The following is an 11,991-nucleotide window of genomic DNA, read 5'->3' as shown; positions in this document are numbered from 1 at the left end:
AACCGGACAACCTGCCGCATTATAACCAGACCTGACACATTATCCATGACGTGGAATACGGACCATGCCGATGCCGGATGATTACCAGCGCGCCGGACAGATTTTCGAAAGCTTCCTGGAAGATGCGCGCATTGCGCTGGACCTCACCACGCGCAATCAGACCTATACGACCGTGCAGGGCGTGCTGCTTGCCTTCCGGCGCCGGCTGACCGTGGCGGAGGGCTTGCGCTTTGCCAACGAGCTGCCCGCCGTCCTGCGGGCGTTGTTCGTCAAGGACTGGGATATCGAGGTGCTGCCGGTTCCGTTTTCCAGCCGGGAAGACATGATGGAAGAGGTTCAAGCCCTACGCCGGCACCACAACTTTTCGCCCGCAAACGCCATTGACGGTGTTGCACGCGCGTTGCGGGCTCATGTGGACGAGAAGGCGTTCGATGCGATGCTTCAGAGCTTGCCGGAGGGAGCGGTGGCTTTCTGGGAGGTGGGGTATTAGGCTGGATGCACCCAGAGCGGAGCAACCATAGTTCGTAAGGCGTTTATGGATGGTGATTTAAAGTGGCCAGACCAAAAGTCGGCGATGTTCTGGAAATCGAAACCGATAACGGATATTACTACCTCCAGTATACGCACAAGCATCCGGATTTTCATAACCTGGTTAGAGTATACGACACTCTTTATCCTAAGCGTCCCGACAATATTTGTGATGTCCTTGATGGGCCAGAAGCCTTCTATTGCTTTACGGTGATTAGCTTTGGTTTGAAACGAAAGGTCGCTAGGACCGTCGGGAATTGTCTAATTCCTGATGGGAATAAGAATATCCCAATGTTCCGCGGTCGCTCCGTGATTGCTCCCGTTCTGAAAAGCCGGCGGAGGGGCATTTGTGGGATGCGGAGAAGGGGTGGAGCCGCATTGGACGCCTTACACCGGAAGCGCGACATTTGCCGGTACTCGGGGTTTGGCCATTTGAATGGATCGTCGACCGGGTTCAGGCCGGCTGGAGGCCTACGGATGATCCGCGCTGATTGCTGATCCTCATCCTAAAGCTCACTGCTCTTTCAATATCCGTCCGCTCAATAAACCAGCGACACCTTCTGTCCGCGATGACGCTCCAGGCGGCCGGCGAGTTCGAGTTCCAGGAGGATGACGTGGACCATGCGCGGCGGTTCGCCGAGGTCGCGGATCAGGTCGTCGACTTCGACCGGGGTGGGGCCGAGGGCCGTGAGGATGCGCTGGCGGATCTTGTCCGACGGCTCCTCGGGCGCCTTACCGCCGGGCTCCGAAAAGCCGGAGCCGAAGGGCAGGGTCGGTTCGCTGCGCCCGGAAAGGGCGTCGAGGATATCCTGGGCGCAGGTGATCAGGGCTGCGCCTTGCTGGATCAGCCGGTTGGCGCCTTCGGACCGGGCGTCCAGCGGCGAGCCGGGAACGGCGAAGATTTCCCGGTTTTGTTCCAGGGCGAAACGGGCGGTGTGCAGGGAGCCGGAGGCCTTTGCGGCTTCGATCACCACCACACCCAACGACAGGCCGGATATCAGCCGGTTGCGGCGGGGAAAATCGCGGCCGCGCGGCTTCCAGCCGAAGGGCATTTCGCTGATGGCCGTTCCGCCCGCGTCGAGAATGGCCTTGAGCAGCGGCCCGTGTTCGGGCGGGTAAAGATGGTCGATGCCACCGGCAAAGACGGCGACCGTGCCACCGGCCAAAGCGGCCTCATGGGCGGCGGCATCGATGCCGCGGGCGAGGCCGGAGGCGATGACATAGCCGTTGCCGGACAATTCTCTTGCGATGGTCGCTGCCAGCTTGCGTCCGGACAGGGAGGCGTTGCGGGCGCCGACGATGGCAAGTGTCTGCGGACGGCTCAGCGTTTCGCCGCTGCCCCTGACGGAAAGAAGCGGCGGCGGTCCGTCGATATGGCGCAGGTGAGGGTGGATAGCCCGGTTCACCCATGGCGACGAGGCGGGCGCCCGCGCTGTCATGGGCGGCGAGTTCACCCTCGGCTTCCTGTTCCGAACAGATGCGCAGGTTGCCTTTGCCGCCGCGCCGGGACAGGCCGGGAAGGCCTTCAAGGGCGGCCTTGGCGGAGCCGAAATGATTGATCAGGTCGCGGAAGGTGCGCGGGCCGACGTTTTCGGAGCGGATCAGCCGAAGCCATGACAGGCGCTGCGCCTCGTCGAGACGTGGCATCAGGTCCGGCTTCGGATCGACGGTCATGCCTCAGCGTCGCCGCCGGATTCAGCTTTGGATTTAAACGAGATCCGGGATTCCTCGCCCATCATCAGCCGATGGATGTTTTCGTTGTGCTTCAGCCACAGGAGCAGGGTCATGGCCAGGAACATTTCCGCTATCTGGAACTGGCCGACACTGTAGAGCAGGAACGGGGTCGCCAGACTTGCCATCAGGGCGGAGAGCGAGGAGTAGCGGAACAGGTAGGCCATGGCGAGCCAGATGCCGGCGAAGGCGAAGAAGGCCGGCCAGTAGATGCCGAGCAGGATGCCGAGATAGGTGGCGACACCCTTGCCGCCCTTGAACTTCAGCCAGATGGGGAACAGGTGGCCGAGAAAGGCGCCGAGACCTGCGATCAGCGCCATTTCGACGCCGTAGAAATAGCGGGTGATCAGAACGGCGACGGTGCCCTTCAGCGCATCGCCGAGCAGGGTGGCTGCGGCGAGCGACTTGCGCCCGGTCCTGAGCACATTGGTCGAGCCGATGTTGCCGGAGCCGATGTTGCGGATGTCGCCGAGACCGGCCATACGCGTGATCACCAGGCCGAAGGGGATCGAGCCGAGCAGGTAGCCGAAAGCCAGGGCTGCGAGGTAATAGGGCCAGGCTAGGCCCCAGCTGATCGGATCGGGCAACTGATTGCTCCCCCACGTAAATCGTTTGTTTTGTCAATCGTAAGTGTAGACAGTCTGCACTTCAACGCCTGTGTCATTAGCACAGACATGCCACCTTGCTCATTGGATAACTTGGAAGTCGTCTGTGCCTTTTATGCATTTATTGTGAACTCCGATCGCCAACTGACCGTCGTTTCGAATTGCTCTCGTCACTGGAGTGCGTCGGGGCGGTTTCTGTTAAGCACCCCCGTCAGCAGGAAGGCGGATAGGGCCCCAATCAAACAGATGAACAAACCGTAGATCGCGGAATACGGTTCTAGCGACCAACCGAATGCGACAATGACTACCATGAAGGTGAAGACAATCAGATGCGTTGTGACGGACAAGATTGATAGAACTCTCACTGACGCAATTTTCCGATGGTTCCACCATTTCCAACCCAGCCGGGCGATTAATATCCAAGCTAGCGTCCACCAGACAATCAACAACAGGAACCTTAGGGGATGATCTGCCGTCAAGGCGGCCTCGATGAGAAGCCTCTCGGACAGACTGGGAACGCGCATCCTGAAGCCTTTGCTCACGTTTGGGTCTGGAAAGTCTGATAGCCGGCTCTGATCGAAATACTGTTGCCCTGCGTCCAATCCTTCACAACGGGCTCATAGATAACAACTTGGATCTGGTCATATACGGTGCATTGTTGTGGTGCCGGAGCGTTACAGCGAATGGACAATGAGCCAGACGTTACCGGTGTTGCCGCAAGCAAATGCCCATCATCATCCATTACCACCGCCTGCTGCGGACGGTCAAAGAATACACTGTCAGCTGTTACGATCTCATAGGTAACGGTGCCAAAGACGGGATCAACCGTCGACCTCGATTGGGAGAAATCGAGGGCATTCGCAGTTGTAGTGGCGAAAACGGACGAAAGGGCAAGCAGCGCGAATAGAAGTCTCGCAATCGTGCTCATGCATTTGACCTAGAGTTGCTCTATCTCAAGCGTGCACCTAAGCGTACGTGTAGACGGGCCGGCCCGCAACGATGGTGTGCAGCACCCGGCCGGAAAAGCGCGCATCCTCGAAGGGCGAGTTCTTGGAGCGGGAGCGGATCGCGCTCTTTTCCAGAACCCATGGACGGTCCGGATCGAAGACGACCACGTCAGCCGGTGCGCCGGTGGTCAGCCGTCCGGTCTCCAGGCCGAGCCGGTCGGCGGGACGGCTGGTCATGGAGGCGAGCAGGGGCAGAAGCTCGATATCGCCGGAATGGTAGAGCCTCAAAGCCGCGGCGAGCAGGGTTTCCAGACCGATGGCGCCGTCCTCGGCTTCCGCCCAGGGATGGCGCTTGGTTTCCACGTCCTGGGGATCGTGGTTGGAGACGATGATGTCGATGGTGCCGTCGGCAAGGGCGGCGATCATCGCCTGGCGGTCATCCTCGTTGCGCAGGGGCGGCGACATCTTGAAGAAGGTCCGGTAGGGGCCGATGTCGTTCTCGTTCTGGGTCAAATGGTTGATCGAGATGCCGGCGGTGACGTTGAGGCCCCGGTCCTTGCCGATGCGGATCGCCTCGGCGCTATCGGAGGTGGAAATCAGGTTGGCGTGGTATTTCCCCTTCGCCATGCCGACCAGGCGCAGATCACGCTCGATCATGATCACCTCGGCCTCGCGCGGGATGCCGGAGAGCCCCTTCCAGCTGGCATTGAGGCCTGCGTTCATGGAGCCGCCGGCGAGGTCCGGATCTTCCGTGTGATGCACGATGAGGGCGTCGAAATCGCGGGCGTAGGTGAGGATCCGGCGCATGGTCTGGGCGTTGCGCACCGACTTGTGTCCGTTGGAGAACGCGATCGCGCCGGCTTCCTGGAGAAGGCCGATCTCGGTCATTTCCTGGCCTTCGAGGTCCTTGGTCAGGGCAGCCATCGGATGCACGTTGATGCTGGCGGTGTCGCGGGCGCGGCGCAGGATGAAGTCGACCAGGGCCGGATCGTCGATCACCGGATCGGTTTCCGGCATGGTGCAAATCGTGGTGACGCCACCGGCGGCTGCCGCGTCGCTGGCGCTGGCGAGCGTCTCGCGGTGTTCGGCGCCCGGTTCGCCGACGGAGACGCACATGTCGATCAGCCCGGGGGCTGCGATCGCGCCCCGCGCAGTCGATGATCTCCGCGCCGTAGGGCGCGCCCTGATTGGCGGCTTCGGGGCCGGCTGCGAGGATGGTGCCGTCGGCGATGATCACCGAGCCCGGTGCGTCGAGATCCCTTGCGGGATCGATCACCCTGGCGTTGGGAGAGAACCAGCGGTTTGGGAGTGTCTGATGCCACGGTCTTTGTCCTACTGGTTCGGCAGATGGGCGGCGAGGGCTTCGAGTACGGCCATGCGCACGGCGACCCCCATTTCCACCTGCTCGCGAATGAGGCTCTGCGGCCCGTCGGCCACGGCCGGATCGATTTCCACGCCCCGGTTCATGGGGCCGGGGTGCATAACCAGCGCATCTTCTCGGGCATAGCTCAGCTTTTCCGCATCCAGCCCGTAGTAGCGGTAATATTCGCGTACCGACGGGATGAAGGAGCCACTCATACGCTCCCGCTGCAGGCGCAGCATCATGACGATGTCGACGCCCTTCAGGCCTTCGCGCATGTCGCGGAAGACTTCCACGCCCATTTGCTCGATACCGCTTGGCAGCAGGGTGGACGGAGCGATCACGCGGACGCGCGCGCCCAGTGCGTTGAGCAGGATGATGTTCGAACGGGCGACCCGGGAATGGACGATATCGCCGCAGATCGCCACCGGTCAGCCGGGCGATCTTGCCCTTGTGGCGGCGGATGGTCAGCGCGTCGAGCAGCGCCTGGGTCGGGTGCTCGTGGGGGCCGTCGCCGGCGTTGACCACCGAACAGTCGACCTTGCGCGCCAGGAGATGCACGGCGCCGGCGGCATGGTGGCGGACCACCAGCAGATCCGGGTGCATGGCGTTCAGGGTGGCCGCCGTGTCGATCAGCGTCTCGCCCTTCTTCACCGAGGAGGAGGAGACCGCCATGTTCATCACGTCGGCGCCGAGGCGCTTGCCGGCAAGCTCGAAGGAGGACTGGGTCCGGGTCGAGGCCTCGAAAAACAGGTTGATCTGGGTCCGGCCACTCAGGACGGACTTTTTCTTTTCCACCTGGCGGTTGAGCTCGACGGCGGCTTCCGCCCGGTCCAGAAGCCCAAGGATATCCTGAGGCTGGAGCCCTTCGATGCCGAGCAGATGTCGGTGGGGGAAAAGGTCAGCCTGCATGTGTTTCGCTCCCTGATTTTTTCGCTTGGTTCAGGCTGCGAAAACCACCAGGGGGCACACCACGGAGCGTGTGGGAATTGTGGGCTGTCTCGATGGGGATCTGTCGCGCTCATCGAGATCATGCCTATAGGCGGAATCGAATTCGCTTACAAGCATTCGCTGAGTGACATGCTACCCTGTCCACACGTGTTCGCGAATCGCGGGGTGGGAGAGACGTTCATGGCGATCCAGGAACCTGGAAACCCGTCGGGGGAAGACGGCGGCAGCCTGCCGGAATTCGCGACCCATGACGTCTTCAATCAGGCGCCCGACTATGGCGGGGCCAATCTGGCCGCGACCGATCCGGTCCTGATCGCTGCCCAGGGCGAGGCGTTGGAGGAAACCGCCAGGAGCGACTTCCTGACCCACGGCGCCGTTTGCGGTATGCGGGAAATTCTCGACCTGGGCCGTCTCGCCAACGAGCACAAGCCGGAGCTCGTCACCCATGACAAGCACGGAAGGCGCGCCGACCGGGTCGATTTCCATCCCGCCTATCACGCCCTGATGCGCCGCTCGGTGGAGGCCGGGCTGCATTGCGCCGTGTTGGAAGAGGAAAAGCTCTGGGCGCAGACGCTGAGGGCGGGGAAGTACTTCCTGACCTTCCCAGGTGGAGACCGGACATTGCTGCCCGAATCACCATGACCAATGCGGCGGGTGCCGTCCTGAAGCAGCAGCCGGACCGGTTCGGCGATTGGCTTTTGAAGCTGAAGACACGGGACTATGACGCCCGCCTGTTGCCGCTGGACCAGAAGCCCGGCGTGACCATCGGCATGGGCATGACGGAAAAGCAGGGCGGCACGGACCTAAGGGCGATCACCTCGTCGGCCGAGGCCGGCAACGACGGTACCCACCGGATCACCGGGCACAAGTGGTTTTTTCTCCGCGCCCATGTGCGATGCCTTCCTTGTGCTGGCAAAGACATCCGCCGGACCGACCTGTTTCCTGGTGCCCCGGGTGCTGCCGGACGGGCGGCTCAACGGGCTGCATTTCCAAAGGCTGAAGACCAAGCTCGGCAACCACGCCAACGCCTCCTCGGAAGTGGAATTCCATCGCGCCACCGGTTTCCTGGTCGGCGAGGAGGGGCGGGGGATCGCCACGATCCTGGAAATGGTGGTGCCGACGCGCATCGACTGCGCTCTGGGCTCGGCGGCGCAGATGCGCGCGAGCCTGTCCCGCGCCGTCCATCATTGCCGACACCGGGAGGTGTTCGGCAAAAAACTGATCGGCCAGCCGCTGATGACGCGGGTGCTGGCCGACATGGCGCTGGACGTGGCAGCGGCTACCGCACTGGCCTTCCGGCTCGTGCGGGCTGCCGACCGGAGGGCAACGAGCGAGCGCGACGCGGCCTATGTGCGGCTGATGACGCCGGCAATCAAATACTGGATCTGCAAGTCGGCACCGCCGCTCACCTACGAGGCCATGGAGTGCCTCGGCGGCAACGGCTATGTGGAGGACTTCGACATGGCGCGGATCTATCGGGACGCGCCGGTCAACGCGATCTGGGAAGGCTCCGGCAACGTGATGGCGCTCGACGTGCTGCGCGCGCTGCAAAAGTCGCCGGAGGCGCTGGAAGTGGTCCTTGCCGAATTCACCGAGGCGCTGGGCAGTGGCGGGAAATCCTCGTGCGATGTGATTGCCGCAGCCGCCAAAGCCGCCGTGGAGGACCCGGCCAACGGGCGTATCCTCACCGAACAGCTTGCCCTGACGGCCGCCGCAGCCGCGCTGAAGCAGATCGTGCCCCAGGGCATCTGCGACGCCTTCATCGAAAGCCGGCTCGCCGGCCAGTGGCGCGCAACTTACGGCATGCTCTCCCCGCGCCACAACGCCCGGGCGCTGGTGGATTGGCTCTATCCGGAAGGGTAGGGGTGCGGACGAGGTGAGAATGCCTCACACCAGCAGATACAGCATCAGCGGGATGGTGACGATTCCGGCGACGGTCTGCAGAGTGAGAATTTCCGCCATCAGCTTGGCGTCGCCACCCATTTGCCTGGCAAGCACATAGGAACTGCCGGCGGAGGGAACGCTTGCGACGATGATGATGGCTGCGAGCGCCGGCCCGGTGACGCCGAAAACCCAGGCGAAGCCTGCGACCACCAGCGGCATGCCGATCAGCCGGATCAGGGTTCCGCTCGTCAGGGCCGGGCCGGGACGGCGCAAAGCGGCAAGATCGAGACCCGCTCCGACACAGACGATGCCGACCGGCAGGGCGGCGCTGCCGAGAATGGTCAGCGTCGATTGCAGGATGGACGGGATCGGCAGGCTGGAGAGATTCATGCCAAGTCCGGCCAGGATGGAAACGATGAACGGGTTGGTGTAGAGGTCGCGCAGGATCTTTGCCGTTGTTGGCGCCTCGCCGCCGGTATAGCGCGACAGCACCAGCACGCACATGGCATTCAGGATCGGGATCATGAACACCATGGCGACGGCGACCAGCGCGACGCCGTCGGACCCGATGACCTCGGCGGCAACCGCCAGTGCGATGAAGCCGTTCCAGCGCAACACGCCCTGGAAGATGGACGTGAACCGCGGCCCGGTGATGCCCCATACGCTCAGGAACACCGGCCGGAGCGCCAGCATGATCGCGGCCATGATGAAGACCGATGCAAACAGGGTCCCGCCCATGGGCAAGGTCGGCAGACTGGAAAAATCGACCAGCGCGGTGGTCTTGAACAAGATCGCGGGAAACAGCACGAAATAGGTGAGCCGCTCTATGCCGTGCCACTGGTCGCCGGTAATGAGCCCGATCCGCGCGACGAGATAACCGGCCGCGATCACCAGAATGACGGGCAGCAGGGCGTGGATTGTCACCAGCATCTAGGCCGATCCCATATGTCCGAGGCGGTCGAGAAACCCTTGCAGGATGTAGGCGGCGGCCATCTTGTCGACGACTTCAGCGCGGCGCGCCCGGCTGGAATCGGCTTCGAGCAGGGTGCGGGTCACGGCGGCTGTCGACAGGCGTTCGTCCCACATCGTCATGGGCAGGTTCGTCTTCTGCGCCAGATTGCGGGCGAAGGCGCGGGTAGCCTGGGCGCGGGGGCCTTCAGTGCCATCCATGTTGAGCGGCAGGCCGAGGACGATGCCGCCGACCTGTTGTTCTGTGCAGATCTGAAGCAAACGTTCGGCGTCGATGGTGAACTTCTTGCGCCGGATGGTTTCCATCGGGCTCGCGATACCTCGGCCGAGATCGGAAAGCGCCAGGCCGATGGTCTTGGTGCCCAGATCGAGGCCGATCAGGCGGCCGGAAGGCGGCAGGGCTGCCAGGAAATCATCGAGGAGAAGAGTCGGATCGGATGCCATCGTCCGGCTTTATCAGCAGTCACGGACCTGTGCCAGCCCGGAAAACTTCAAACGGCTTCCTTCAGCCGTTCGTGATAGGCCTGCACGGCGTTGTCCGACTGGTGTTCCAGCCAGTCGACCAGTGTATCGATCGGCATGCTGGCTGCGAAGTAGTAGCCCTGCAGGCAATTGGCGCCGATCCGGGTGGCGAATTCCGCCTGCTGCAGGGTCTCGACGCCTTCGGCGACGGTTCTGCAGCCGAGTTCACCCGCCATCGTCATGATGGCTTCCAGGATGGAGCGGGTACGGCTGTCTTCGAAGGCGCCGACAATGATGGAGCGGTCGATCTTGAGAAAGTCGACCGATAATTGCGCCAGCCGGGCGATGTTGGAATAGCCCTTACCGAAATCGTCGATGGAAACCGTGTAACCGCGCTCGTGCAGTTCGCGGAAGGCGTTCACCGCACGGTCTTCGGACACGAAAAGAGCATCCTCGGTCACCTCGATCTCAAGGCGGGAGGGATCGAAGTCGAGGCGTTCGCGGATCGCGTCGATGGAAGAGACGAAGTCGGGGGCGACGAAGTGCCTGGAACCGATGTTGACCGACATGAAAAGGTCGCAGCCGGTGCCGGCAAGGCGTTCGTAGTCGGTCATGGCCCGTTCGACCGCCCATTCGCCCAGACGCGACATGGCGGGGGAATCGCTGACGGCGGGAATCCAGATCCCGGGCAGCAGGCGGCCGTGCTGGGGGTGGTCCCAGCGCACCAGGGCCTCCACGCCGCAAACCTTTTGACGGCGGGCACAGATCTTGGGTTGGTATTCGAGAACCAACTCGTCGTTTTCGATGGCGGTGATCAGGTTGCGGCGCATTTCCGCGACCGACTGGGTGCCGATGCCGGGGTTGTAGACCTCCGACTTGTTCTTGCCGCTCACCTTGGCATGGTACATGGCGATGTCGGCGCGTTTGATCAGTTCCTCAAGATCCGTTCCATGGCAGGGGAAACGGACGCATCCGATGCTGGCGCTGGAGTTGGAAATGAAGGGAAGCTCCGGAACGGGCGTCGTCAGTTCGGTCCTGAGGGTGTCGAGGAACGCCACGATGGCCTCTTCCTCATGGAGCCCCGGCACGATGATGACGAATTCGTCGCCGCCGATGCGCGCGATGAGCGGATCGCCGTTTTGACCGGCGAGCGCCCGTTCTGCCTGAAGAATGTTGGTCGCGACGGTGAGTTTTCGGGCGCAGGCTTTCAGGAAGACATCGCCAATGTCCCGGCCGTGGATGTCATTGATCTCTTTGAAATTGTCGAGATCGACGAGGATCAGGACACCGCCTGAGGTTGACTTGCCCATACCTTCCAGACCTGCCTCTTCCAGGATGGGGGCAGCGAGCGCCTGCAGGCGCAGCCGGTTGGGCAGGCCGGTCACGGCGTCGGTATAAGCGAGGGCCTCGATCCGCTTGCCCGCCTTGCTCACTCGGCGAACCATGACGTTGTAGCTGTTGCGAAAGTCGATGATCTCGGTGAAGGGGATCATGCCGATGTCGGTGCCGACGGTATTGAGTTGCCGGTGCCGGGCATTCTGTTTCATCTTCTCGACCAGCTTTTCAAGCGGAGCGGAAATGGAGCGCGCCAGCACGAGGCCGAGCAAAAGTGTAATCCCGAGGCCGGCCGCGATGGCCAGCAAGACGGACTGCTGGTTGGCGTAGACCTTGTCGTAGATTTCGGCGACCGGCTGCGGAACCATGACGCCCCAGCCCGGACCGGGGACGGAGGTCAGGCCGGCGATCATGTCGCCCTTCATGGCCGGGGAGTAGAAGAGTTCGATACCGGTATCGCCGTTCATCATCCGCTCGACTGCGGAAACCTTGGCGATGTTCTTGCGGCTTGCAATCCAGTCCGCCAGCGGGTGAGCGAGGACGCTGCCGAACTGGTCGACAATCGCGGCGTGCCCCTTGATGCCAAAGGCGATGCTCTGGCCGAGCGATACGAAATAGCGGGTGCTGATCTGGCCGACCGACAGATAGGAGCCATGGTCCCTGACCATGAAGATGACATTCCGGTCGGCCGCATCGGCGCGCACGCCGGTGAAAGTGGTGCGGTCGAGCAGGGCGATCGACTTCAGGTCGGAGAAGAGACCTTCCGGCAGATTGGATTTTTCGCCACTGGGATCGACTTCGAGTTTTTCCAGGATCCGCCCGTCCCGGCTGTCGACGTTCAGGATGCACAGCATGTCGAGTCGACGCAGCAGCCGGGTCATGCCGGGCATTTCTGTTCCGGATGACAGGGAAGAGCTGACGGATTCGAATGCAGCGACCACGTCCTGATGATAGCGCTCTAACGCGAAACCGAGATTGCGCGCGATCAGAAGGTGCCGGTCCTTGACGTCTGCAAATTCCCGATCAACGCCGTCACGGTAGGACCACGCGCAGAAGATCAGCGACGGTACGAGCGTTGCAATCAGGAACGACAAAATCAGAAAGCTTCTGATTTTCATCCAGCGGACCCCTCTTCCGTAACTTACGGATTGAAAAGCCATTATGATGCGTGTGCCTCCTGATTTCCTTAACTCAGGCGGGAGATTTCTGTTCTGTTGAA

6 protein-coding genes and 4 pseudogenes are annotated in these 11,991 nt (G+C 62.1%); 2 read left to right on the top strand and 8 right to left on the bottom strand.

The window, feature by feature from the left end; genetic code table 11:
- Positions 1-64 precede the first annotated feature (64 nt).
- Positions 65-490 (top strand): DUF2267 domain-containing protein, encoded by a 426-nt coding sequence (locus ABIN98_RS09690; protein ID WP_346909531.1) that lies wholly within the window; start codon positions 65-67, stop codon positions 488-490.
- A gap of 577 nt (positions 491-1,067) precedes the next feature.
- Here the strand turns inward: ABIN98_RS09690 and dprA are convergent.
- The 5 genes and pseudogenes from dprA to ABIN98_RS09665 all read right to left on the bottom strand — a co-directional run bounded on the left by dprA (position 1,068) and on the right by ABIN98_RS09665 (position 6,083).
- Positions 1,068-2,202 (bottom strand): annotated as a pseudogene (gene dprA, locus ABIN98_RS09685) (DNA-processing protein DprA).
- Positions 2,199-2,846, bottom strand: coding sequence for a glycerol-3-phosphate 1-O-acyltransferase PlsY (plsY, locus tag ABIN98_RS09680; protein WP_346909529.1), 648 nt, complete (start codon positions 2,844-2,846; stop codon positions 2,199-2,201). Before plsY ends, dprA begins: the two are co-directional and overlap by 4 nt.
- A 556-nt stretch (positions 2,847-3,402) precedes the next feature.
- Positions 3,403-3,792, bottom strand: coding sequence for a hypothetical protein (locus ABIN98_RS09675; RefSeq protein ID WP_346909527.1), 390 nt, complete (start codon positions 3,790-3,792; stop codon positions 3,403-3,405).
- A 37-nt stretch (positions 3,793-3,829) separates the two neighbouring features.
- Positions 3,830-5,133 (bottom strand): annotated as a pseudogene (locus ABIN98_RS09670) (dihydroorotase).
- Positions 5,134-5,143: 10 nt separating this feature from the next.
- Positions 5,144-6,083 (bottom strand): annotated as a pseudogene (locus ABIN98_RS09665) (aspartate carbamoyltransferase catalytic subunit).
- Positions 6,084-6,302: 219 nt separating this feature from the next.
- Here ABIN98_RS09665 and ABIN98_RS09660 point away from each other — a divergent pair.
- Positions 6,303-7,985 (top strand): annotated as a pseudogene (locus tag ABIN98_RS09660) (acyl-CoA dehydrogenase family protein).
- A gap of 24 nt (positions 7,986-8,009) precedes the next feature.
- Here the strand turns inward: ABIN98_RS09660 and ABIN98_RS09655 are convergent.
- From ABIN98_RS09655 to ABIN98_RS09645, 3 genes are read right to left on the bottom strand one after another with little or no spacing between them, the layout of a single operon-like run.
- Positions 8,010-8,936 (bottom strand): AEC family transporter, encoded by a 927-nt coding sequence (locus ABIN98_RS09655; RefSeq protein ID WP_346909523.1) that lies wholly within the window; start codon positions 8,934-8,936, stop codon positions 8,010-8,012.
- Positions 8,937-9,419, bottom strand: a complete 483-nt coding sequence (gene ruvX, locus ABIN98_RS09650; protein ID WP_346909522.1) for a Holliday junction resolvase RuvX — start codon at positions 9,417-9,419, stop codon at positions 8,937-8,939.
- Positions 9,420-9,466: 47 nt separating this feature from the next.
- A complete protein-coding gene (locus ABIN98_RS09645) occupies positions 9,467-11,890 on the bottom strand; it encodes an EAL domain-containing protein (protein ID WP_346909520.1) in 2,424 nt (807 codons plus the stop codon).
- Between the last annotated feature and the right edge of the window lie 101 nt (positions 11,891-11,991).

It is taken from the genome of uncultured Roseibium sp., assembly GCF_963675095.2.
Lineage (GTDB): Bacteria > Pseudomonadota > Alphaproteobacteria > Rhizobiales > Stappiaceae > Roseibium.
The sequence above is the reverse complement of the archived record's forward strand: the minus strand, read 5'-3'. Positions and strand labels throughout refer to the sequence as shown.

What these genes read in the sequence shown, in the direction of transcription:
- ABIN98_RS09690 (WP_346909531.1), top strand. Translation starts at nt 65, where the DNA reads ATGCCGATGCCGGATGATTACCAGCGCGCCGGACAGATTTTCGAAAGC.
- ABIN98_RS09655 (WP_346909523.1), bottom strand. Translation starts at nt 8,936, where the DNA reads ATGCTGGTGACAATCCACGCCCTGCTGCCCGTCATTCTGGTGATCGCG.
- ruvX (WP_346909522.1), bottom strand. Translation starts at nt 9,419, where the DNA reads ATGGCATCCGATCCGACTCTTCTCCTCGATGATTTCCTGGCAGCCCTG.
- ABIN98_RS09675 (WP_346909527.1), bottom strand. Translation starts at nt 3,792, where the DNA reads ATGAGCACGATTGCGAGACTTCTATTCGCGCTGCTTGCCCTTTCGTCC.
- ABIN98_RS09645 (WP_346909520.1), bottom strand. Translation starts at nt 11,890, where the DNA reads ATGAAAATCAGAAGCTTTCTGATTTTGTCGTTCCTGATTGCAACGCTC.